Source organism: Microbacterium sp. T32 (assembly GCF_001619615.1).
In the GTDB taxonomy this organism is placed as follows: domain Bacteria; phylum Actinomycetota; class Actinomycetes; order Actinomycetales; family Microbacteriaceae; genus Microbacterium.
This window is the reverse complement of record NZ_LQQP01000020.1, coordinates 50,020-73,929: the sequence shown is the minus strand read 5'-3', so window position 1 is coordinate 73,929 and position 23,910 is coordinate 50,020. Positions and strand designations below refer to the sequence as shown.

Genomic DNA, 23,910 nt, shown 5'->3' with positions numbered 1-23,910 from the left:
GAGACGACGATCGGGGCGTGATTCGTGCGCCCCAATTCGCCGAATCACGCCCCGAAACCGTGTGGAGCTCAGTCCTCCTCGTCGCGCTCCTCCGCGAGCGCCGCGAGGACGAGGTGGGTGAGGTCGATGCTCACGATCCGCGGCTCGTCGCTCATGGCGTCGGCGTTGTCGGGGTGGGCGTGGGGGTCGCGGGCGCGGCGTCGGTGCCGGTGGACGGCGTCGGGGCGACCCCCGTCGGCACGGGCTGCACGCGCAGGAAGGGGAAGTTCGTCGGCTTCGCGTTCGCGAGGTCATCCGTGGCGTTCCACGTCAGCATCTCCGACGGGATTTCGCGCAGCGGATAGATGTTCCACGCGTCGGCCGCACCGGGTGCGGTGAAGGCCACCGGCACCGGCCCTCCCCCGCCGTAGAAGTAGGCGTCGAACGGATCCGAACCGTGGTCGCGTCCGACGGTCGTGAGGGGGTTGCCGTCCTGGTCGAAGAGCTGCACCGTCGGGATGGCGTTGCCGTCGGCGTCGAACGCGAAGATGTTCCGCACCCGCTGGCCGTCGACAGAGAGGCCGGGCGTGAAGTTCGCCGCCGCCGAGGCGCCGACGGAGGAGTCCCAGAGCATCGACTGCAGACTCGAAGTGAGAGCGATCAACGTGAAGGGAGTGAGGAGCAGGGCCACGACCGTTACTGCCGTACGGATGCCCCGCAGGATGCGGTTCGGTGCCCAGTGGCCGCGTCCCCACTGCACGCTCACGAGCAGCAATACCGTCATGAGCACGATCCCCGGGAGCTGCGTCGCGCCGATCAGGTAGGAGAACGAGCCGGACCGCCAGCCGTAGCCCGACCAGAAGAACGGCGCGATGAAGAGGTACAGCACCACCGCGCGCAGGATCCACCAGATCGGAGCGAAGGATGCCAGCAGGTCGAGGGTCCACGCGGCCGCGGGGTTGCGTCGGATCTGTGCGCTGGTCGCCCCCCGCATCCGCGCGAGGCGCTCGGAGAGCGGTTGCCGCTTCACCGTGCCGGTGTCGGTGCGCTCCGGAAGACCCGCGGCGGCGCGCAGTTCGGCGGCGTAGGTCGTGGCATCCGGGAGCGTGAAGTCGTCGCCGGCTTCGGCGGCCTGGTCGGAGAGGTCGGCCTCGAGGCCGTCGAGCAAGTCGTCGACCTCGTCGGCGGGAAGGTCGTCGAGGTGCGCACGCACCGCGGCGGCGAACGTGTGGATGTCGTCGTGGACGGAGGTCGTGATCATCGGGCGTCTCCGATCGTGCGCAGCTTCTTCGGGGTGTTCGTGTCGTCGAGGAGGCTCGTCATGGCCGACGAGAAGTGGGCCCAGCTGGCGCGCTGCGCGTCGAGCAGTTCGCGTCCCTGCGGGTTGATCGCGTAGTACTTGCGGTGCGGGCCGCCGTCCGACGGCACCACGTAACTGGACAGCGCCCCCGCGGAGTAAAGCCGACGGAGGGTGCCGTAGACCGAGGCATCCCCCACCTCTCCGAGCCCTGCATCGCGCAGGCGCCGCACGATGTCGTAGCCGTACCCGTCGTCGTGCTGGACGACCGCGAGCACCGCGGCATCCAGCACCCCCTTCAGTAGCTGCGTCGTATCCACGCGCACCCCCCTTTCGCTCATCTGTGAGGGACAGTACCACGCGATGCGCGGTAGTGCGCAGTGCAGATTCCGCGATCCGCGTGTCGGGGCGACGAATGTGGCCCCGGGGCGTCTCCGGTGGCCCCGGGGCCACGAGCCGCGGCTCGGAGCGGCCGCCGGTGCCGGCGTGCGAACGCCGAGGGGGTGGCATCCCGAATCCGGATGCCACCCCCTCGACGCCGCACTTACGGAACGACGACCGCGCGCCCCCGCACCTCGCCGTGGTGCAGACGCTGGTAGGCCTCGACGGCCGTGTCGAAGCCGTAGCGCTCGACGTGGACACCGACGGCGCCGCTGCGCGCGAGATCGAGCACCTCGATCAGCTCACTGCGCGTGCCCCAGTACGGCGCGCGGACGGCCGCACCCATGGGAGTCGAGAAGAAGCCGGTGGGCAGGATGCCGCCCCCGATGCCGACGATGTGGATGAAGCTGTCCAGCGCCGCCACCTGGCGGGCCAGGTCGATCGTGGGCTGAACACCGACGAAGTCGAACACGGCGGTGGCGCCGAGGCCGTTCGTCAGCTCGCGGATGCGCTCGGCGGCGTGCTCGTCGGAGGTCACCGTGTGGTGCGCGCCGACCTCGCGGGCGAGGGCGAGCTTGTCCTCGCCGAGATCGACCGCGATGACCGTGGCCTGCGAGATGGCGCGGAGGATCTGCACGCCCACGTGCCCGAGTCCGCCGACGCCGATCACCACGGCGGTGGCGCCGGGGTACAGCTTCTCCTTCGCCGACACGATCGCGTGGTACGGCGTGAGGCCCGCGTCGGTGAGCGACACGGTCTCGACGGGGTCGAGGTCGCCGAGCGGCACGAGGTGGCGGGGGTCGTCGACGATGACGTACTCGGCCATCGCGCCGGGGGCGCCGAGTCCGGGCGGGGTGATGCCGAGTTCCGCGGCGTAGGGGCAGTAGTTCTCGGCGCCCTGCGCGCACGCGTGGCAGCGGCCGCAGCCCCAGGGTCCGTAGATCGCGTACGCCTCGCCGATCTGCACGCCCTCGACGCCTTCGCCGAGCTCGTCGACGATGCCCGCGCCCTCGTGGCCGAGGGTCAGGGGGAGACCGTAGGTGTACTGCTCCTCCGGAAGATCCATCACGAACCAGTCGGAGTGACACAGGCCGGCGGCCGTGACCTTGAGTCGGATCTGCCCCGGACCGGGGTGGGGGTCGTCGATCTCGACGACCTCGGGGCCTTTGCCGATCTTGCGGTACTGCACTGCCTTCATGGCATCCCTTTCTCTCGGTGTGCTGGTTCCTCCACCGTGCGCCCGTCGTCGGCGGGTGTCGAGGGGGTCGACGGCGTTTTCCGCCGTTGGGAATCGCTCTCATTAATGCGTGTGAATGGATTTCTGGATGCCGGGACCGACACGCCGCGCGGTGGTTCGGGGCGCCTGTCGTCGCGGGGCGTGCGAGGTGGCCCCGGGGCGTTCTGCGTGGCCCCGGGGCCACGGATCACGCACCCGAACCCGTCGCGCGGCGCCGGGCGTCTGGCATCCCGCTGGGAACCCTCCCACCCGCGCGTTCGCGCACCTACACTGGACGCACCTCCGTCATCGTCGATGGGAGTTCGGTGCCTTCTCCGTGGTCGCGTCCGACCGTGTCCCCCGAGACCTCGGGGTTGATCATCGCGCGCGCCCACGACGAGTTGCTCGCCGGCAACGAGGATCGCCGACTCGGCGACGTGCGGCCGCTGGTGCGGGATTCGTGGCGGCGGTCGCTGGCATCCCTCGTCGGTCCGGAGGGGCTGCCGACGGTCGACCTCGTGTCGGAGGAACTCGAGGCGTATCGCCGCGCGCACCCGCTCGCCGGGGTGATGGACATGGTCCGGGCGCTGCTGCTGCCGGGGTCGGCGGAGGACTCCGGCGTGGTCGTCGCCGTCGGCGATGCGGCCGGGCGCCTGCTCTGGGTCGAGGGCGACCGGCACCTCCGCACGCGCACCGGAGACATGGGCTTCGTCGCGGGCGCGAACTGGTCGGAGGAGGTCGTCGGCACCTCCGCCCCCGGGACGGCGCTGACCCTCGACCGGTCGGTGCAGATCCGCGGCGCCGAGCACTTCAACCGCTTCGTGCAGCCGTGGTCGTGCACCGCGGCGCCCGTGCACGATCCCGAGACGCGGCGGCTGCTCGGCATGATCGACGTCACGGGCGGACCCGAGGCCGTGACCCCGCAGGCCCAATTGCTCGTGGATGCCACGGCCCGCGCGATCGAGAGCGAGATCCTCGTCGGGCGGCTCCGTGCGCAGCAGGATCCCCCGCCGCGTCGACCGCGCCGCTCCCCCGGGACGCGCGCGCTGCTGCGGATCCTCGGGCGGGATCGGGCGCTGCTGGAGGTGACCGGCGAGTCGGGCGAGACGGTGGTGGAGCTCGGCGCGCGGCACGCCGAGATCCTGCTGCTCCTCGCCGTGCACCGCGAGGGCATGTCGGCCGAGGCCCTGAGCGAGGCCGTGTACGGCCACCCCGCGACCGAGACGCTGCGCCCCGAGATGGTGCGGCTGCGAAAGGTGCTGGAGCCCCTCGCCCCGGCCCTGGTCCCGGCATCCCGCCCGTACCGTCTGCCCGACGGCCTCGAAACCGACGCCCAGCAGGTGCTGTCGCTGCTCGATCGCGGGGCGCACCGCGTCGCACTCGCCGCCTATCGCGGGCCGGTGCTGCCGGACTCGGTGGCGCCCGGGGTGGCCGAGGTGCGGGAGTCGGTGCGCCAGGCGCTGCGCGAAGCGCTCGTCGAAGAAGCCGGGCTCGACGTGCTGCTCGCGTACGCCGATACGTCCGACGGGCGCGACGACGTCGAGGTGCTGCGGCTGTGCCTGGAGATGCTGCCCGCCCGGTCGCCCAAGCGCGCCGGTCTCGTCTCGCGGATCGAGCGCCTCGAACGGGACTGATGTCGGAGGCCCTGGTTACGCTGAATCCATGGACGAATCGACGCTCGACATCTTCTCGGCAGCTCGCGCCCGACGCGATGTGGGGCGCATCCGTGAAGCCGTCGCCGAGGTGAAGGCGGGTGACATCGCCCGCGTGCTGGTGCGGTCGCCGCGTTACGGCCTGTACGCGATCGAGGGCACCGTCCGGATCGGTGTGGGCGGGCAGCCGCTCGTCGGTGACGTGATACTCGCGACGAGCGCCGAGATCCAGCGCATCGATCTCGGCATCCCGTCGCCCGAGCCGGCGCTGTCCGCCGACGTCGTCGATCCCTCGACCCTCCCCCACGGCACGCCCGTCCGCGTGACGTTCGTCACCCCGACCGCCGCGACGTTCGCCGTCACGGGTCCGATCACCGCCGGCAACGACCGCTTCCTCCTCGTCGGCAGCTGGATCGTGGCCGATGACCGCGTGATCGCCCCGCGCGTGGTGAGCATCGAGCGCCTCGATGACGTCGACCTGCACGAGGTCAACGTCCCGCCGCTGCGGTCGGTGCTCGTCGACGCCGACGCGTAGGGCGTGAGGGGATGCCACGGCCTGGGGGTCGTGGCATCCGGTGTTCTACTCCCGCGTGGTGAGGCCGCTGGCCGAAGTTCGCAGAATCCCGCGGATCTCGCAGGATTCGCGCCGGAATTTGCGAAGTACGGGGGATTCTGCGAGTTGGGGCGCCTGCTGGAGCACCGGCGTGTTGGCATCCATTGGTTCTGCCTAGCCGCGGTGTCGGCGCTGCGGCTGGCTGAAGTTCGCAGAATCGTGCGGATCTCGCAGGATTCGCGCCGGAATCTGCGAAGTACGGGGGATTCTGCGAGTTGGGGCGCCTGCTGGGGCATCGGCGTGTTGGCATCCATCGGCTCTGCCTAGCCGCGGTGTCGGCGCTGGAGCTGCCCGGAGTTCGCAGTATCCCGCGGATCTCGCAGGATTCGCGCCGCAATCTGCGAAGTACGGGGGATTCTGCGAACTTCGCGCCGCGCACCTCCGCGGACGTTGCAACCCGATGCAACGTGCCCCGGCGTACGTTCGGCGCATCGCCGCCCGAAGCCGTCGCGGCGTCTCATGACCGTCGAAGGAGACACGCATGACCATCGTCGAAGAAGGCGTTTCCAGCGTCTACGCCGCCCCCGGTTCGCGCGGGGCCGTCGCCCAGTATCGCGAGCGGTACGGGCACTACATCGGCGGGGAGTGGGTCGAGCCGCAGAGCGGCGAGTACTTCGAAGACATCACCCCCGTCACCGGGAAGCCGTTCTGCGAGGTCGCCCGCGGCGACGCCGCCGACATCGATCGAGCAGTGGATGCCGCCTGGAAGGCGTTCGCGTCGTGGAAGAAGACCACGCCCGCCGAGCGCAGCGTCATCCTGAACAAGATCGCCGACCGCATCGAGCAGAACCTCGAGAAGATCGCCGTCGCCGAGACGTGGGAGAACGGCAAGCCGGTGCGCGAGACGCTCGCCGCGGACATTCCCCTGACCGTCGACCACTTCCGCTACTTCGCCGGCGTGCTGCGGGCGCAGGAGGGATCACTCAGCCAGCTCGACGAGAACACCGTCGCGTACCACTTCAACGAGCCGCTCGGTGTGGTGGGGCAGATCATCCCGTGGAACTTCCCGATCCTCATGGCCGCGTGGAAGCTCGCCCCGGCGCTCGCCGCGGGCAACTGCGTCGTGATCAAGCCGGCCGAGCAGACTCCGGCATCCCTGCTGTTCCTGTTCGACATCATCGGCGACCTGCTGCCGGCCGGTGTCGTGAACATCGTCAACGGCTTCGGCATCGAGGCGGGGGCGCCGCTGGCGCAGCACAAGCGGATCCGCAAGGTCGCCTTCACGGGTGAGACCACCACCGGCCGCCTGATCATGCAGTACGCGTCGCAGAACCTCATCCCGGTGACGCTCGAGCTCGGGGGCAAGAGCCCGAACCTCTTCTTCGAGGACGTGGCCCGCGCGACCGACGACGCTTACTACGACAAGGCGCTCGAGGGTTTCACGCTCTTCGCGCTGAACCAGGGTGAAGTGTGCACGTGCCCGTCGCGCGCGCTGATCCAGCGATCGATCTACGACCAGTTCCTCGGCGACGGCCTCGCGCGCGTCGGCAAGGTGAAGCAGGGCAACCCGCTCGACCCTGAGACGATGATCGGCGCGCAGGCCTCGAACGACCAGCTCGAGAAGATCCTGTCGTACATCGAGATCGGCAAGGCCGGCGGCGCGAAGCTGCTCACCGGCGGTGAGCGAGTCGACCTCGGCGGTGAGCTGTCGGGCGGCTACTACGTCCAGCCGACGGTGTTCGAGGGCACGAACGACATGCGGATCTTCCAGGAGGAGATCTTCGGCCCGGTCCTCTCGGTCACGTCGTTCGACGACTTCGACGACGCGATCTCGATCGCGAACGACACCCTCTACGGCCTCGGCGCCGGCGTGTGGAGCCGCAGCGGCGACACCGCCTACCGCGCCGGTCGCGCCATCGAGGCCGGACGCGTCTGGACCAACACGTACCACCAGTACCCGGCGCACGCCGCGTTCGGCGGGTACAAGCAGTCGGGCATCGGCCGCGAGAACCACCTCAAGATGCTCGACCACTACCAGCAGACGAAGAACCTGCTTGTGTCGTACGCCGAAGGCGCGATGGGCTTCTTCTAAGCCGGCGCTGTCGGCACCAGGGCGCTGCGGCCGGCAGCGTCTTGGCGCCGTTGCGGACGGAGCGTCGGGGCGGCGGGTCGCCGGCGCTCGGTGACCCCCGGGATGCTCTCCCCGGGGGTCACACCCTTTTGGGTGGGTCGGCTGTGGTGCGTGTCCCACTTTGTAGGGGTTCGACGGGCTGGATCTGCACTTTGTGGGACGCGCCTTTGGGTGGCTGCGGCGGCGTGTCCCACTTGGTGCGAGTTGCACCGGCTGAATCTGCACTTAGTGGGACGCGGCTGCGGGTGGTTGTGGGGCGTGTCCCACTGGGTGCAGATCGAGCGTCGATTTCCCGCACATAGTGGGACGCGCTATTCAGGAATGGAGAAGAACGGATGCCAGAACTCTCCCGCGTGGACGTGACGGATGCCGCGGCCGCGCTGCTGCGCGAGCTGACGGCGAAGCACGGCCCGCTGATGTTCCATCAGTCCGGTGGCTGCTGCGACGGCAGTTCCCCCATGTGTTACCCGGTGGGGATGTTCCTCACCGGCCCGAGCGACGTGCACCTCGGTGACATCCATGTCGGCCTCGACGACCCGATCGAGGTCTACATGTCGGAGTCGCAGTTCGAGTACTGGAAGTTCACGCACCTCACGATCGACGTCGTGCCGGGCCGCGGCGCGGGGTTCTCGGTCGAGGGGCCGACGGGGATGCGGTTCCTGATTCGGTCGCGGATGCTGACCGAGGAGGAGGCGGTGGCGTTCGGGGTGGGGGTGTAGGTGGGGCGGGTTCGCGAGTGGATGACCTGATCGGGAGGACGTCGCGGCCAAGTCGGCGACTGCCGTCGATCCGCACGACGGCTCCAGCTGCTCCGCTGAGGCGGCCCCGCACGCTCACCCCGTGGCGGATGCGCTTAGTTCGATCGGACGGCCTTACCGATCGTTTCCGCCACCTCCGTCGGAGCCTCGTGTTCCCAGAAGCGGAGCACGGCCCAGCCCGCCGACTCCAGTGAAGCGGTCGTCTCCAGGTCGCGCTCGACATTCCGGTCGAGCTTCGGCCCCCAGTAGTCGGCATTTGCCTTCGGCCGGGTCGCGTGGATCGGGCAGCCGTGCCAGAAGCAACCGTCGATGAAGACGGCGAGGCGCTTCCGCGTGAAGACAATGTCCGCACGACGGCGACCGCCGAGCGGTGCGAAGTCGACCCGATAGCGGAGTCCGGCGGCGTGCAGCAGTCGGCGGACTGCAAGTTCGGGTGACGTGTCTCGCCCGCGGTTCCTCTGCATAGAGCGGCGCGAGCCCTCGCTGGTGGCCCATGACATGCCAGAAGGTTATGGCGGAGCCAAAGGTCGGCCGGTACCGATATTGTCGGTTCTGGGGTGCAATCAGGGGGAGCGATGACGACAGCGTCATGGGTGCCGGACGGTTCGCTCGTCGCCGAGATAGACGAGCAGTTCGAGAGTGCGATCAGTGCGTACACCGCGAAGCCGACGCTGATCACGGAGCATGCCAACCACGAGGAATCAATCCGTACCGGCGGGTACGCGAACCGCACGCTTCTGGAGCTCGTGCAGAACGCGGCGGATGCGATGGCCGGAACGACCGGCGATTCGGCGTTGGGTCGAGTCGAGATCGTGCTCGATCCCGCGGCGAAGGTGCTGTATTGCGCCAACTCGGGTCGGCCGTTCTCGAGGACCGGACTCGTCGCGATCACGCACGCTCACCTTAGTGGGAAGCGCGGCGACGAGATCGGACGGTTCGGCCTAGGGTTCAAGTCTGTGCTGGCCGTGACCGATTCTCCGCAGGTTTTGAGCCGCTCCGTTTCGTTCGAGTTCAACTCGGCAAAGGCGCAGGCGGCCATCAAGGGTGTCGGATCTGCCGATAGGCGACTCCCTGTTCTCCGCACCGCGACCCTGCTGGATGCGGGCGAGTTGTTCAGCTCCGACCCCATTGCGCGCGAACTCACATCTTGGGCGACCACGATCATTCGGTTGCCGGGCATCGAGAACATCGACCGACTCCGCCACGAGATGGAGACGTTCTCCTCGGAGTTCCTACTTTTCGTAAGCGCCGTGCGTGAGATCCGACTCTCGGTGCTCGGCGAAAAGGGCTTCGCCACGAGCCATGTCTCCAAAGATCTCGGGGGCGGTCGATTCGCGATTGAACGCCCGGACGCGACGGGCGACGAATGGCTCGTGAGTGACCGCATGCACGCCCCGAGCCCAGCCGCTCGGCGGGAGGTGGGTGAGGCCGTTTCGCGCGACCAGATCAAGGTCAGCGTGGCGATGCCTGTCAGGCCTCGGCGTGCCAACGTTGAGGCTGGCGACGCTGGAACCCAGATCGGTCAGTTCTGGAGCTACTTCCCGCTGCAGGACCGCACATCGGCGACCGCGTTCTTCAACGCCCCGTGGAGCGTGAACGACGACCGCACCACCCTGCTGCGGAACGGCTACAACCGCGAGATTCTCGCGACGCTCGCCGAGTTGTTCGTCGAACTGCTTCCGAAGGTCAGTACGGCCGAGGATCCGGCAGCGCAGCTCGACTATCTCCCGGCGCGCGGTCGCGAAGCGATCTACTTCGGCGACGAGGTGCTCTGTGCGCTCGTGCCGCCTATTGCCGTCGCGGCTTCGCTGGTCCCGGACGGGACCGGCGTGCTCCGCACCCCCGGGGAGTTGAGGCCGCTGGATCTGACCTGCGAATGGAAGATTCCGGAGATCGCCCACGAGGCATGGAGTGCATCGCCAAACACGGGTGCGGACATACCGCATTGGCGGTGCTACAGCTCGACTCAACGCATCGCCCGTCTTCGTCAGCTGTTCGCGGTGAGCGTGGACCCTCGGAAGTTCGACGAAGACGGGCGCGACATGAAGCGCGCACTGGAACTCGTGCCGAGGCGTGGCATCCAGTCCTGGCTCCGCGAGTGGGCCGAGGGGAAAGATACTGAGTCTGCGGCGAACGCCCTGAAGGTCGTTATGGGTAATCGCGGGGCGGAGGAGGCCGAAAAGGCTCGGGTCATCCCTACGACTGACGGACTGCGCTCGCTCGCGGACCGCTCGCTCGTGTTCCTCTCGAAGGCGGACGACCTCGACATTGAAGGCGCAGTGTTTGTGGTTCCGGAGTTCCTGGTGTACCCGGGCATGGAGAAGGTGCTCCGTTCCGTGGGCTTCCGCGATCTTGACCCGGTCGCGATTCTCATCGCCCGACTCGCGAAGCTTACGAGCGCGGCCACTCCTGAGATGCAGGAGAAGTTTTGGGACGCAGCACTCGGTGTCAGTACTCGGGATGCGCTCACCGCGGTCCGGGCCAACCCGGCCGCGCAGGTGCTGGTGCCGACGCGCGACGGGGGTTGGCGCTGGCCGCAGCAAGTCCTGGACGTCGACGGCGAGCTGCCGGCGGCCGACGCAGGTCTCCTATTCGACCGACAGCGGGGCGTCTCAGCGCTCGCCCACGGCCTGGGCGTCGTCAACGCGCCCGTCCGCGAATATTCGTTCGAAGACGAGGCGGCGGCGGACGAGTATCAGGACTGGGTTCTCGCGGATCTCAACAGCCGACTAACGCCCGGCGACCGTCCGATCGAACGGATCACTCTCTACCCGAGCCAGGGTCACTCCGCTGGGCCGTTTTCAGCTCTGCTCCTGCTGCAGCAGGCGGAGGCGTCCGACCAGTTGCGAGAGTCGTGGACCCGGGGACTCCTCGAGTTCGGCGATGCGCCATGGGACTGCGAGGACATGGCGACCGGCGCCTCGTACCGGGTCAAGTCACCGGTCCGCTGGGCTGTGGAAAGAGCAGGTCTGCTCCGCACGACGCGCGGGTTCAGACCGATCACCGAGGCGGTCGCGCCGTCCCTCGCGGATTATCGCGATCTGCTCCCGCTCTACGAAGGGCCACGAGCCGTCGCCGACACACTCCGTCTGCCGCAGGAGCTGGCGCTGATACCGGCGGACGTGCTTCGCGATGCGCTCGCCGTCGATCTGCTCCCAGCGCAGTTCGACGACGCACTGCTTGTTCGATTCATCCTCGAGACCGCACCGCTCGCCTACCCGGACAGCCCGCCTCCTCGCGTCCCGGCGCGGGTCGGACGAGTGCTCGAGTCACGGCCTACCGGCACCGTGTACGTGGCGACCGATGAGGAGCAGCGCGGCTATCTGGCGCTGCACCAACGGCCGTATCTGAAGGCGACGGAGTCTCAGGCCGAACGGCTTGTCGCTGAGGTCGGCTGCAAGCGCTTCGAGGACAGCTTCGCGTTCTCGATTCGGATCGACGGGCAACAGGACGCCGAGCGTCTACTCGATGTGTTCCCCGGGCTCCGTGGCTGGTCCAGCAGGGAGGACCTGGGCAGCGCGACGCTGTCGAGGGCCGAGTCGGTCGCGAAGTGGGTGACAACGGAGGACGGCGTCGAGCCCCAGTCGCTCGACTCGTATCGAGACGGCGTGAACTTCGTGGTCGTGACGACGCTCGACGAGAAGTCGACGCTGCGGGCGGCGAATGTAGCGTTCGATCTCGGCCTCAACAACGCCGACGTCGAGCGCGTGCTGAAGGTCGGACTCGACCACCACCTCGAGCTGATGCGACAGGATGCGCTGGCCGCGTCGACCGACAACGCGCGTCTCGAGGCGTACTTCGGCGAGGACGATCTGCGGGAGAAGCTTCCCAAGGGTCTCTGGCAAGGGCTGGAAGCCCAGGGTCTCGTCTCGAAGAGTACTTCTGTCGCTGAGCTGTGCCTCTCTGTGTACGGCAAGGACACGATTCGTGAGCTCGCGGATCTGTTCCGCAGGGAGGGCTTCCCAGACGTACCGACCCAGTGGGCCGGTGGAGCCGCGACGATCACCTGGCTTCGCAGGATGGGGTTTGGGTCGGAGTTCGGGGGGCAGCGCACGAGGCGTCAGGACGCGGAGTTCGTCGTACCTGGAGCCACGATCTTGCCTGAGCTTCACGACTACCAGCAGCGCATCAGTGCGGAGCTCCGGTCGACGTTGCTCGAAGTCGGTGAAGGGAACCGCCGGGCCAAGGCGATGGTCGAGCTGCCTACTGGAGCCGGAAAGACTCGTGTCGCGACGCAGACGATTCTTCAGCTATTCATCGACGGTGCTTTGCGCGGGCCAGTGCTCTGGATCGCGCAGTCGCAGGAATTGTGCGAGCAGGCGGTGCAGACGTTCAGTGAGGTCTGGCGGGGGCTCTGCACCGAGCAACGGGTTGATATGCCGCTTACGGTCGGCAGGCTCTGGGAGAGTAACGACGTCCAGGAGCCGGACACCGACCTCAGCGTGGTGGTCGCCACGGACGCGAAACTCGAAGTGATCCTCGGGAGTGCTGAGTACGAGTGGCTGAGCAAGGCCGCGGCGGTGTTTGTCGATGAGGGACACGTCGCGGGCACGTCGACCAGGTACACGCGCATACTTTCGTGGCTGGGTGTCGACGGGCGGAGTTTCGAGCGACCACTGATCGGCCTGTCGGCGACCCCGTTCAAGGGGACGTCGGCTCAAGCTACTGATCAGCTCGCCGCTCGATTCGGACGGACGAAGCTCACAGCGTTCAAGGAGAACTCATACCAGGAGCTCGTCGCGCGCGGCGTACTCGCGCGTGTGAAACACGACATTCTCCAAGGTGCAAGAGTGCGGCTGTCGGAGGACGAAGCCCGCGAGGCGATGAGAACTAACCGCGTCAGTGTTCAGGTGCTCGATCGCGTCGCCGCTGACCACGCCCGAATGGGCATTCTCGTCGAGAGCATCAAGGATCTGGGAGCCGAGCGCGGGCGATCCGTCCTGGTGTTCACGCCGAACGTCTTGTCGGCGCAGGTGCTCGCCGCCACGCTGCGATACCGCGGCATCGAAGCGGCGTCGGTGAGCGGGCAGACTGGTCGGCAGGAGCGACGCGACGTGATCAAGCGCTTCAAGGACGGCGAGATTCAGGTACTCGCCAACTGCGACCTCCTGACGCAGGGCTTCGACGCGCCCGGCGTGACCGCGCTGTACATCGCGCGCCCGACGTTCAGCCCGAACGCTTACATCCAGATGGCCGGCCGTGGTCTCCGCGGGCCGAAGAACGGCGGCAAGGAGTAGTGCCTGATCGTCGATATGGCCGACAACTTCGGCAGCGACGACATCAACGGCTTGCTCGGATTCCGCGAGTACGAGGAGCTGTGGCAGGAGCAGAAGTCGTGATCTTGAGCCCCGACCTGCAGGACATCGAGCGCACCGCGGAGAGCGACGCCGAGCGAAAGCTGGCGCGTCTGCTACATGCCGTGCCGAGTGCCGAAGCGGTCGCTTTCTATTCGGTCAAGCTGCGGACGGCGCCCGGCAAACAGATGGCCGAGGCCGACTTCGTCATCCTCTGGAAAGGGGTTGCGATCGTTGCGGAGGTCAAGGGCGGCGGCGTGAAGAGGTTCGAGGGCGCCTGGTACACGATCGACAGGAACGGCGACAACCACAAGCTGAAATCGTCGCCCATAGACCAGGCGCGGGATGCGATGTTCGCACTTCGCAACATCCTTAAAGAGGATGGGCTTGGCTGGTTCCCCTCGGAGGCGATCGCCGTCACGCCGGACATCGACCACCCGCCGGCGGATGTTGCGTGGAAGGCGACGCATTGGCTGGCGAAGGAGTCGATGACCGTGGACGCGCTATCCTCCGCGCTCGACGCCGTGGCCCGGTCGGCGCCGGATGCCCCCAGGGGTGCGCCCACGGCCCGTGTCGATGAGCTGCGGGAGGACCTTTTCGGGGAGTTCTCGCGACTCCCCGTCATCGATGCCCAGCGCGGGGCAGTGATCGACGAGCAGAACGTCGCGACCGCCGAGCAGGCCCGGGTGCTCGCCGGCTTGGCCAGGAACCAGCGCATTCTTGTGCTCGGCGGCGCCGGGACGGGGAAGTCGGTGGTCCTCGCCGAGGCCGCTAAGCAAGAGGCGGCGGCGGGTCGGTCCGTTCTTGTGACGTTCAGGTCACCGGGGCTTCGCACGTTCTTCGAGCCGCGGCTCGCCGGGAGAGCGATCGAGGTGCGCGAGTTCGACTCCATCGACCCTGCTTCCCGGTTCGATGTGCTGCTCGTCGACGAGGCGCAGGATTTAATGTACGCCGATGCGATGGACGTGTTCGACGGGGTCCTCGCAGGCGGCCGGGAGCGGGGTCGATGGAGGATGTTCCTCGATCAGAACAATCAGGCCCAAGTCGACGGCCGGTTTGATGATGACGTGTTCGGGATCGTCCGAACCGAAGGTATCGAGTACGACCTGAGCAAGAACGTCCGCAACACGCGGGCGATCGTCCACATGGTCCAGGAGTACCTGGGCGCCGATGTCGGCGACCCAGGGATCGTCAACGGCGAGCGGATCCAATGGGAGACCGTGCCGGAGGGCGAGTCGCGGGTGCAGGCGATCCGGATCGCGAAGTCCTTCAAGAAGGACGGCGTCAAGGCGGCCGGCATCTGGGTCATTCCGGCTGCCGGGACTGAGTCGCTGGATGAAGTCGTCGACGGAATCCGGGTTCTCAGCCCCAGGGTCGCGAAGGGACTCGAAGCGGAACATGTCATCGTCTGCGAACTTCCGACGGAGTATTCGGACTCTGCGCTCGCGGCGCTGTATGTCGCAGTCTCGCGGGCTCGCGTGACCCTCCACGTCGTCTACACGGACACCGATCGTCGACGGCTGCAGACGCTGGTGCGCAGGTCGAAGGTGAAGGCATGACGCTCACGCCAGCTCAACAACGCGCCCTCGATCATCTACGAGCGGCCTACGTCGGGCCCGAGCAGGGCGAGGACGAGGTGCTCATCGAAAACCGCCCGTCGTTGCAATACGCGGTTGGGATGCTCTTCCCGATCGACGACGAGGCCGCGCCACAAGGCAATGTCTCCGCCGGCCAGAGCGATCCGCAGCAGCTGGTCATGGCCGATGTGGAAGAGGGCGATGTCGAAGAGGACGATGCGACGAATCCGCTCGCCGAGGACTGGCGACCGTCTTCCGCCGCGATCTCCTTCGTCACCGACTCCGAGTCTGTGCTGTGCGATTTCTCTGCAGGCACCTACGCACTGATCGATGACGACGGGCCGCAACGATGGCAGCGCACCGGTCACGAGTTCCGCAACGTCGAGCTCGTGCGAGGCAAGGCGCAGCTGCGGCAACTGTCCGCCGGCGGTGTCCCGTTCGAGGTCGGTACCCGCTGGCGGCCCTACGGAGCCTCGAACTGGCTCGTCACCCTCCATGTCCGCCTTCGCACGAAGACGACGGGCGAGGACCGGAGCGACATCCCGCTCATGCTCTTCCAGGTCGATCTGTCCGGCCGTCCGGCGGAAGGCGCTCGGATCCTCGAGTACGACGTGTCGCGGGCGATCGACGTCGATCCGGAGGCGGCCGAACTGCGTCTGCGGTATCGGAGCCGCAAGGTGTTCGCGGTCGGGCACGGCATGGCCGCCGACTGGGAGACTAACGAGGCGGGTGACTGCGTCCGGATCAGGCTCGACCCCGTGCCGCACTTCGTCGTACCGGCGATCGAGCAGACCGGCGGTGACAAGCTCGGCGACAGCGCCCGACCCGCGCTCGATCTCGCCTTCCTCGCGACGATCGACTCGGAGCCGCCACCGGTTCTGGAAGCACTGGGGTCGTTTGTCGATTCCTTCTCTGAGTGGGTCGCAGATCAGCGCGCGCAGGCGTCGGAACTTGGTTCGGAGGCCGAGTCGATCGCCGCACGGGGGGGAATCACGGCTACTCGGATGCGGCAGGGGATCGATGCGCTCGCGGATCCGGAGTCGGTCGCGCTCCGAACCGCCTTCGCACTCGCCATGTCGGCGATGCGCCTGCAGATGCGTCAAGCAGCCCTCGGTCGCGCCGAGGAGGACCCGGCGCCTTCGTGGCGCCCGTTCCAGCTCGGCTTCCTCTTGGTGTCACTCGCCTCGAGCGTCGACGACGCCCACCCTGACCGATCACTGGTCGACCTCATCTGGTTCCCGACAGGCGGTGGCAAGACCGAGGCGTATCTGGCGCTCGCCGCCATCGTCATCTTTCTGCGTCGGCTCCGGCACGGCTCAGCCGGTGGAGGGACGGCGGTGATCACTCGCTACACCCTGCGCCTGCTCACTTCCCAACAGTTCCAGAGGGCCGGGTCCCTGATCTGTGCGATGGAGCTGCTCCGCGCGACGGACCAGCGGGTGAAGGGGATGGCGAGGTTCTCGATCGGCCTCTGGGTCGGGAACGAGGCGACGCCGGGCACCCGCGCCGACGCGAAATACGCTCTCGACCGGCTCTACAAGGCCCAACACCCGCAGGATGCGAACGAATTCCAGATCACGGAGTGTCCGTGGTGCCTGACCGAACTCGTCCCAATCAAGAAGGACGACACGCGCCGGCTGTATGGGGCGCGTCAAGTCGGCAACGACGTCGTCTTCCGATGCGTGGACCCGGCCTGCGAGTTCTCTCACCGAGATCTCCCGTTGAACGTCGTCGACGAGCTTCTCTACGAAGAGCCGCCGACCTTCCTGCTGGCCACGGTCGACAAGTTCGCCCGGCTCCAGTTCAAGGATGCCGCCGGGCGACTCCTTGGCATCGGCACACCGTATCGGCAGCCGTCGCTCGTCATCCAGGACGAGCTGCACCTGCTGTCCGGTCCACTCGGGACGAGCGTCGCGGTCTTCGACGCGGTCATCCAACTGCTGCTGAGCAATGCCGACTCCACGCCGAAGATCGTCGCCTCGACCGCGACGATCCGTGCGTCTGATTCTCAGGTGAAGGGTCTGTACGGCCGGAAGGTAGCGCTCTATCCGCCCGCCGGGATCGACGGTGACACGACGTTCTTCGCCAGCCCGGTGGCTAGCGGCGAGGGGCGCCTGTACGCCGGGATGATGCCGCAGAGCGTGTCGCAGGCCACCGCCCTGGTGGCCGCGGCGTCTCCGCTCCTCGAGCTGCCGGGGGTCCTCATCGGCGTGGATCTCATCGGCGACCGCATCGACCCCTACTGGACGTTCGTGATTTAGCACAACAGCCTCCGAGAGCTGGGGCGTACTGGAGCATTACTCCTCGACGACATCAACGGCAGACTGGGAGCTCGCGCGGACCGACTGGGGTTCGAGCTGAGGACGGTGCGCGCCGACCGGGTGATCGAGCTGACGAGCCGTCGTGGGCCGGAAGAGCTGCCGAAGGACCTACGACAGCTTCGCCTCAGCGCAGATCAGTCCGATGACGCGGTGGACGCGGTGCTGTCGTCGAACATGCTGTCGGTCGGGATCGACGTGCAGCGCCTCGCGCTGATGCTGATGGTCGGACAGCCGAAGACGACGGCGGAATACATCCAGGCGACGAGCCGAGTTGGCCGTGGATCGGTGAGCGGCATCGTGGTGACGCTGTTCCGGTCGAATCGTGCTCGTGACCGGTCACATTTCGAGACCTTCCGGGGGTACCACGACGCGCTGTATCGGAGTGTCGAGCCGACGAGCGTCACGCCCTGGTCGCTCTCGTCGCGCGATCGCTCGCTGGCCGGTGCGCTGATCGCGCTGCTTCGGCACGGCGTGCCGGTGCTCACCGGTGACGATGACGCCGGCGCCTTCGATCTCTCCGACACTCGCCTCCGTGCCACGGTGGAGACGTTGATCGGGCGCTTCCTCGACCTGGTCGGGGAGTCCGAGGAGGACGAACAGTCCGCGGTCGGCGATCAGGTATGGCAGCTCCTCCGGGAGTGGGACCGGAAGGCGCGAGAGGCCCGTGAGGCGAACGAAAGACTCCGATACGAGCACCGCCACTCGGGGGACCGAGCGCTGGTGAAGCGTTTCGGGCAGACAGGCGATGAATGGCTGGTCGGCGACTCGATGCGGTCCGTCGAGCCGAATGTCGCAGTCGAGGTGCAGGAGCCCGAGCGGGAGGTGCAGCGTGCAGAGGATCCGGCATGATCTCCGTCTGTCGGAGACGGTGTCCCCGTTCGGCGTCGGGGCGATCGTCGACATCCGGGGGGAGTCCCTCATCGCTCCCGACACCTCGTGGTGGGACCGGAAGGTGGCGACTGAGATCCACTGCAGCCGCCTCGTCGACCAGCTCGTGGAGCCCGGACGGCCCCGTCCCGTGCTCCGCCAGGCCCCGTCGCATGCCGGGAGGGCCGGGCAGGAGACCGCGAGCCTGCCTTACTGGCGATTCCCGGCATGGCGCTTCTGCGAGCGATGCCTCAAGCTGTCCAAGCTGACAACCATCGACAAGGGGCGCTTCCGGAACCGGTGCGGCTGCGGTGGCCTGCTCGTGCCCATGCGGTACATCGCAGTCTGCAGAACGGGCAGTCACGTCCAGGACGTGCCCTGGTTCATGTGGGCTCACCGCGGGCACGACAGGGGCGTGACCGAGGAAGTCCGCGTCTGTCGCGCGTACAAGGAGCTCCGCTTCGTGCGTTCGAACACGAGTGGCGAGGGCCTAGCCTCTCTTCGAGTCGTTTGCGGCGGGTGCAAGCGTTCGCGTCCGCTGTCCGAGCTCGTGGGTGAGGGGGCGCTTCACCGCGACGGCATCCGATGCGAGGGACGTCAGCCGTGGGAGCCTGATGACTCGGTGGTTGAACCGTGCGACGCGGACCTCGTCGCGGTCCAGCGCGGCGCGACCGGCAACTACATTGCCGAGCGCGTTTCCGCGCTCGACATCCCCGAGGAGAAGACGGCGTCGCAGGAGCTGATCGACAAGGTCCGGGCGCACGACTACTTCCAGCGACTGATCGACGACAACGGCGGGCCGAAGTCCGAGACGATCGCGGGCTGGATCGCGGAGGATTTCGGTGTCGGCGCTGAAATGGTCCTCGCTGTGGCCCTAGGCGGCGAGCGATCCGAGGAGACCGGGATGCATGTGCTCAAGGACGGTGAATGGGCCGCCTTCGTGCAAAAGATCGTCGCAGGCAAGGATCGGGAGCTCAGTGACTTCGTCGTCGACGGGTGGTCCGCAGGGTCGATCACGTCCGGGCCGGCCGAGCTTCGAGGTGTGATCTCGGGGATCGGACAGGTGCATCGCGTCCGCGAGGTGCGCGCACTGAAGGGATTCCGCAGGCACAGTCCGACGGCGACCTTCGTCAGCGCAGACCTGGGCCAGGATCCGAAGCAGCGCCCCGTGTATCCGTCCCTGGAACTGTTCGGCGAGGGGATCTTCCTTCGGTTCGACGAGGATGCGCTGCGGGCTTGGGAGTCCCTACCCGACGTGCAGGCTCGCGCGCACATCCTCATGGATCGGCGTGAGCAGCTGGAATGGGCCCGTTCGCGTCTCGACGTGCCGGAGCCTCGCTTCATCGCGCTGCACACCATCGCCCACCTGCTGATCCGTCGGCTCGCGTTCTCGAGCGGCTACACGTCAGCGGCCCTACAGGAACGGATCTACGCAAGTACGGAACGGACCGACAACACGGCGGGCATCCTCATCTACACGGCGGCTGGCGACGCGCAAGGAACCCTCGGGGGGCTGGTCCGTCTCGGTGAACCAGACCAGCTGATCCCCCTGCTCATTGCGGCACTGGACGACGCCGACGTGTGCTCGAACGACCCCGTGTGCATCGAGAGCGATCGCCAGGGATCATCCCAGCTAAACCTCTCGGCATGCCACGGCTGTGCCCTCGTCAGCGAGACATCCTGCGAGACGGGAAATCGGCTGCTCGACCGTCAGCTCGTGCTTGGCGGCAGCGAGGTCAGCGGACTACTCGCGGACGTGCTTCCCTCCGTCCGGGCGTCATTAGGAGTGGCCTGATGGTTGCGCCGGCGCGCCCGCGCGGTGAGCCGCCTTCGGCTCCGTACGATCGCAGGGTGACCCAAGAGATCAAGGCTCTGGACCTGTTCGCAGGAGCCGGGGGCCTCACCGCGGGGCTTCATGCCGCCTCGGATCGGTTCAAAACGGTAGCTGCCGTCGAGATGGACGCTGCCGCGGCGGCTTCGTACGAGGCGACCTACGGAAGAGGCCTGGTGTTCGCGGGTGACATCAAGGAGTGGCTCAAGGGCGACGTGCCGGGTGCGGATGTGATCATCGGCGGGCCGCCCTGTCAGGGGTTCTCGAGCCTCGGCAAGCAGGACGTTGAAGACGAGCGGAACTTCCTCTGGCGCGAGTACGCGCAGACCATCCGTCGGGCCGCGCCGAAGTACTTCATCGTCGAGAACGTCGCCGAGTTCAAGAAGTCGCCGCAGTTCCGCCTGTTCGAGGAAGCTACCGCGAAGGGCGGGATGCTGCCCGAGTATGCCTTCAAGGCCAAGGTCTACAATGCTGCCGACTTCGGAGCAGCCCAGACTCGTCGCCGGACCGTCATCATCGGCTATCACCGCGATCTGGGCTTCCCAGGCGAGCTCGTGCCGACGCACTCGGCAGACCCCAAGAGCAATCTGCCAGCTTGGGTCACGGTGAGGGATGTACTCGACCCGGTGCCAAGGACCCCCGACCGCGATGCCGTCTTCGACGCGCGTAGCACGGAGTTCCGAGGCAAGAAGTTCGCCGGGGCATTCGCCGTTCGCGATCTCCACTGGAGCCGGAACTACACGCAACTGTCGAAGGACCGCTTCGCCGTGATCCCTGCGGGCGGGAACCGCCGCGATCTTGAATCGTACCCGCACCTCATGGCGGCCTGCTGGACTAGGCATAAGACGGGTTCCGGCGATGTGATGGGCCGGCTTCACTGGGCCCGTCCATCCGTAACGATCCGCACCGAGTTCTTCAAGCCGGAGAAGGGGCGGTACATTCACCCCGAGGAGCATCGCGCGATTACTCACTATGAGGCAGCCCTGCTTCAAGGGTTCGGTTCAAGGCACCGGTTCGTGGGTTCCCGTACCGATATCGCCCGACAGATAGGGAACGCCGTGCCGATCCCACTCGGTGCGGCGATCGGGCGGCTGCTTGCCAGCGTCTTCTGATCTCGCGGACAGAAGTACTGGAGGCTCTCAAAGCCTGGTGATCCTGGGACTCGGCGTTGAAGTCTGTCCCCCTAGAACCCATGCAAAGCCGCGCGGCGATGCCGTCGATGCCGGGCGTCTCGACACAGAGCCGCGCCACCGTCGCCTCGAACGCGCGAGCAGCATCGAACACCTCGTCGCCGCGGCCGACCTGGGCGACGACCTCGATCTCGGGCTCTAGACCGCGCAGGGCGGCGATGGCGCTGCGGACGAGCGCCTGGTCTTCGGCGAGGAGAAGTCGGATCACTAGGTCACCTCCAAGCGGAATGCGCCAGGTTCGCGGCCGCCCAACCTGCAACGGCCGTGCGGATACCGAACCGGACGCTAAGTGACGTGACCGCCCTGGACAGCTGAGCTTGGCGCGTCCCACGCGTGTCCGTATGCGTCCCGCACTCGGGGCCACACCAGTCGGTACCCATCTTCAACGGAGTGAATCTCATGGGCCTCCGGGCCAAGGATGACGAACTCGTGGGGGATGACCCTCCCGGCTCGATCCCTTCGCCCCTCCGGATCAGGAAAGCGCAGAGCGACTCTGTCATCCGTGCGTCGGCAGACTTCAGGCTGATCAGCCACCCAAGAGAACGCCTTGTCGTACTCGGGCAGCGGATCTGAGAACCCGCCGTCCATGAGGAAGCGAAAGCCCCATCGCCTCCCGCGGGTAACCCAGATGAGTGTCATCGAGGACTCCTGAGAAGGATTCCGTCGGACTCCGCATCCTCCAACTCAATCGCGAACGCTGTCAGGATGGCTCGGATGCGGTCGCGCTTCGCTACTGCATCGGCATGAGCTGCTTTGAGCCTTTCGCCGCCGGCCTTCGCCGCTTCCTCGAGCTTCGACCCGAACAGGCCCAGACCGAGGAGCAGTGCGCCGGCGAGCTTGCCTTTTCCCTTGGCTCCGATCAACGCACCGAGTGCACCTACTCCGCCTAGAGCTTTGGCGAGAACACCGACGCCTCCCAACAGTTCGGAGGCTACCTTGCCTCGATTGTTCAGCCTTTCCGCCCACTTGAGTTTTCGTTCCAGCGGGAGCACCGCGGCGATGGGCAGGAGAAGGTCCACCCCGACACGCTCATGCACATGAATTTCTCCCGGAGTGAATCTTGCCGAGGACAGCAACACGAAGTCCTCGCCCACCGAGAGGGCGTCGCGTTCCGCCACGATCCCGCCCAGTACATCGCGGAGTTCGTTGATTTCGTCGCCGACTTTCTCGATCAAGAGATCCGCGAATTCTGAGACATCCATATCCGGTACGAGGTCGGACTTGGAAAGAGCGAGCGTCCAGATGCGGGGAAATCGAGTGAGAGGGACACCGTCATCCAGTATGTCGTCCGTTATCAGGAGCAGTCCGTTAGTGAATGAGGTCAACAACGACTTGAGGTAGCGCTCTTCCTCGCCGGAGTTTTCAAGGAGGCGTTGGGCGTCTACGAGAAGTAACGCAACGTCTGAACTCAGAAGTGAGCGGAAGGTCTCGACTTTGCGCTTCGCTTCCGCGGGCCCGCTGACGTCTTGCTCGAGCCACTCGCCGGGGTAGTCATGCCAAACGAGGCGAAGTTGTTCGGCACTACTCGACTTCGCTGGTTTCGCTCTCGCATCAGCGATCGGCTGCGCGAGGAACGAGTACGCGGTCGACCGGAAGTGATTCGCGGCGGGGAGTGACCCGGAGTTCTTCATGCCCAGGTAGCTCTTCCTCAGACGAGTCCCCTGTCCGGGATCCTCGGCGAGCACGCGGAACCCGCTTCGCTTCTTGTTCGAAGACTCTTGCGCGGCTCCGTAGAAGGAGGAAAGGAGGACGGTCTTGCCGCTGCCACTTTCGCCAAACATTGCGATGTGCTGTTCCAACGCTCGGTCGTTTGCCATAGGAGCAACATACGGGAGGAGGCCTGCCAGGGCGTTCTCGGGCGGCGCCCGCCCACTCCGATCTGGGAGGAGCGGTGCACTTGGCGCCGCTCCCCCGCGGCGTCACGTCGACTGGAGAGTCTCGTCCGACTGCGTTGTCATCCGACGGTCCTTCGCGCCACGCACCAAGATCGGCAGGATGAATGCCAACGCCAGCGTAGGCGTCACCAGCGACGCGTCGGGCGCCAGCGCGCCGACGAGAAGACCCGCGGCCATCCATGGCCACCACGAGCGGGATCGCAGCCGCGACTCGACGGTGGGCGTCGTCGCCGAGGCAGAGCCCGACACCGACACCGACCGACAGCACGCAGATGGCCACCGGCGTCCGGATGAGTTCCAGAAAGTACGTCCCGAGTTGCGCCGCTCAGCAGCACGTGTGCGAGATCGCGCCAGGTAACGGTGTGACCAGGATGTACAGGCATCCTCGCGGTCACTGGCGCTTCGCTGCCGCTGCCTGAATGTGGAGGTAGGCAGCCCAGGCGCCGTAAGCGACGGCGAGTCGCATCCGCGGAGGGTTCGATGCCCGGTCAAAGGCGCGCTACGCGGAGCACTCCGCGCATCACGTCGTCCTGAGCTGCCCCTTGCGTGGTGATTGCGTCCGATGAACGGGTGGTGTTCCCTTCTGCGGACACGTAAGCATGCGAATGCTCACTAGCCTGTTTCGCTCAGGCATACCCGGAATCAGGAGGATCTCGTGTCCCGAGGAACCCTCTCGTTCCACCGACTCAGTGTGACCGTTGCCGGAGTCACGGCGATCGCTGTGAGTTCCCTCGCCATCGCGATCAGCGTTACCTTCGTCGGAGCGGCACTGCTCGCGGCTTTCGCGTTCGCGGACGGCATCACCATCGACATCCCGTTCGTGGCGACATTCCGGGGGTTTGTCGACTCCAACGGGTCGAACGCCGTGACAGTCGATGGCTCATGGTCGGCTGCACTCGGGCTGATTCTTCTTCTCGCCGCACCTCTACCGATCTTCGCGATGACGGGTCACCGCGGGCAGCCCTGAC

At 66.8% G+C, this 23,910-nt stretch carries 17 protein-coding genes and 1 pseudogene; 11 read left to right on the top strand and 7 right to left on the bottom strand.

Annotated elements, in window-relative coordinates; all coding sequences use genetic code 11:
- Window positions 1-151: 151 nt before the first annotated feature.
- The 3 genes from AVW09_RS11930 to AVW09_RS11920 all read right to left on the bottom strand — a co-directional run bounded on the left by AVW09_RS11930 (window position 152) and on the right by AVW09_RS11920 (window position 2,855).
- Window positions 152-1,240: a hypothetical protein gene (locus AVW09_RS11930; protein ID WP_063258279.1), complete on the bottom strand. Its 1,089-nt coding sequence runs from the start codon at window positions 1,238-1,240 to the stop codon at window positions 152-154.
- Window positions 1,237-1,596: a PadR family transcriptional regulator gene (locus tag AVW09_RS11925; protein WP_063258294.1), complete on the bottom strand. Its 360-nt coding sequence runs from the start codon at window positions 1,594-1,596 to the stop codon at window positions 1,237-1,239. The genes AVW09_RS11930 and AVW09_RS11925 overlap by 4 nt, the downstream gene beginning before the upstream one ends.
- A gap of 224 nt (window positions 1,597-1,820) precedes the next feature.
- Complete coding sequence (locus tag AVW09_RS11920; protein ID WP_063258278.1) at window positions 1,821-2,855, bottom strand: NAD(P)-dependent alcohol dehydrogenase; 1,035 nt, start codon at window positions 2,853-2,855, stop codon at window positions 1,821-1,823.
- Window positions 2,856-3,199: 344 nt separating this feature from the next.
- Between AVW09_RS11920 and AVW09_RS11915 the strand changes: the two genes are divergently transcribed.
- From AVW09_RS11915 to AVW09_RS11900, 4 genes are all read left to right on the top strand, one after another.
- The gene (locus AVW09_RS11915; RefSeq protein WP_022879845.1) at window positions 3,200-4,507 is read left to right on the top strand and encodes a GAF domain-containing protein; all 1,308 of its coding nucleotides are present in this window, start codon (window positions 3,200-3,202) and stop codon (window positions 4,505-4,507) included.
- Window positions 4,508-4,535: 28 nt separating this feature from the next.
- Window positions 4,536-5,060: a hypothetical protein gene (locus AVW09_RS11910; protein ID WP_063258277.1), complete on the top strand. Its 525-nt coding sequence runs from the start codon at window positions 4,536-4,538 to the stop codon at window positions 5,058-5,060.
- Between the two features lie 559 nt (window positions 5,061-5,619).
- Window positions 5,620-7,170 carry an acetaldehyde dehydrogenase ExaC gene (gene exaC, locus AVW09_RS11905; protein WP_063258276.1) on the top strand — a complete coding sequence of 517 codons (1,551 nt, stop codon included), beginning with the start codon at window positions 5,620-5,622 and terminating at the stop codon, window positions 7,168-7,170.
- Between the two features lie 374 nt (window positions 7,171-7,544).
- Entirely contained in the window at window positions 7,545-7,928 is a 384-nt protein-coding gene (locus AVW09_RS11900; RefSeq protein ID WP_063258275.1) for a DUF779 domain-containing protein, read from the top strand.
- A 134-nt stretch (window positions 7,929-8,062) separates the two neighbouring features.
- Here the strand turns inward: AVW09_RS11900 and AVW09_RS11895 are convergent, their stop codons facing one another.
- Window positions 8,063-8,467 (bottom strand): very short patch repair endonuclease, encoded by a 405-nt coding sequence (locus tag AVW09_RS11895; RefSeq protein ID WP_082822947.1) that lies wholly within the window; start codon window positions 8,465-8,467, stop codon window positions 8,063-8,065.
- Window positions 8,468-8,542: 75 nt separating this feature from the next.
- Between AVW09_RS11895 and AVW09_RS11890 the strand changes: the two genes are divergently transcribed.
- The 6 genes from AVW09_RS11890 (at window position 8,543) to AVW09_RS11870 (ending at window position 20,969) form a co-directional block, all read left to right on the top strand.
- Window positions 8,543-13,204 (top strand): sacsin N-terminal ATP-binding-like domain-containing protein, encoded by a 4,662-nt coding sequence (locus AVW09_RS11890; protein WP_197462625.1) that lies wholly within the window; start codon window positions 8,543-8,545, stop codon window positions 13,202-13,204.
- A 104-nt stretch (window positions 13,205-13,308) separates the two neighbouring features.
- Window positions 13,309-14,820, top strand: a complete 1,512-nt coding sequence (locus AVW09_RS11885) for a nuclease-related domain-containing DEAD/DEAH box helicase (protein WP_197462624.1) — start codon at window positions 13,309-13,311, stop codon at window positions 14,818-14,820.
- On the top strand, window positions 14,817-17,099 hold the full coding sequence (locus AVW09_RS11880; protein WP_197462623.1) for a hypothetical protein: 2,283 nt from the start codon (window positions 14,817-14,819) through the stop codon (window positions 17,097-17,099). Before AVW09_RS11885 ends, AVW09_RS11880 begins: the two co-directional genes overlap by 4 nt.
- A gap of 105 nt (window positions 17,100-17,204) precedes the next feature.
- Window positions 17,205-18,008, top strand: coding sequence for a helicase-related protein (locus tag AVW09_RS18000; RefSeq protein WP_197462622.1), 804 nt, complete (start codon window positions 17,205-17,207; stop codon window positions 18,006-18,008).
- On the top strand, window positions 17,905-19,821 hold the full coding sequence (locus AVW09_RS11875) for a DUF1998 domain-containing protein (RefSeq protein ID WP_331709264.1): 1,917 nt from the start codon (window positions 17,905-17,907) through the stop codon (window positions 19,819-19,821). The genes AVW09_RS18000 and AVW09_RS11875 overlap by 104 nt, the downstream gene beginning before the upstream one ends.
- A gap of 56 nt (window positions 19,822-19,877) precedes the next feature.
- Complete coding sequence (locus AVW09_RS11870) at window positions 19,878-20,969, top strand: DNA cytosine methyltransferase (protein ID WP_063258272.1); 1,092 nt, start codon at window positions 19,878-19,880, stop codon at window positions 20,967-20,969.
- 91 nt (window positions 20,970-21,060) lie between these two features.
- Here AVW09_RS11870 and AVW09_RS18265 read toward each other — a convergent pair.
- From AVW09_RS18265 to AVW09_RS17745, 3 genes and pseudogenes are all read right to left on the bottom strand, one after another.
- Window positions 21,061-21,255: pseudogene (locus tag AVW09_RS18265) on the bottom strand (DNA-binding response regulator); the annotation flags it as partial.
- A 427-nt stretch (window positions 21,256-21,682) separates the two neighbouring features.
- Window positions 21,683-22,864, bottom strand: coding sequence for a hypothetical protein (locus tag AVW09_RS11860; RefSeq protein WP_063258270.1), 1,182 nt, complete (start codon window positions 22,862-22,864; stop codon window positions 21,683-21,685).
- A gap of 102 nt (window positions 22,865-22,966) precedes the next feature.
- Window positions 22,967-23,197: a hypothetical protein gene (locus AVW09_RS17745; protein WP_197462620.1), complete on the bottom strand. Its 231-nt coding sequence runs from the start codon at window positions 23,195-23,197 to the stop codon at window positions 22,967-22,969.
- 400 nt (window positions 23,198-23,597) lie between these two features.
- On the opposite strand from AVW09_RS17745, the gene AVW09_RS11855 reads away from it, so the two are divergent.
- Window positions 23,598-23,909, top strand: a complete 312-nt coding sequence (locus AVW09_RS11855) for a hypothetical protein (RefSeq protein ID WP_156496084.1) — start codon at window positions 23,598-23,600, stop codon at window positions 23,907-23,909.
- The last annotated feature ends 1 nt before the right edge of the window (window position 23,910 follow it).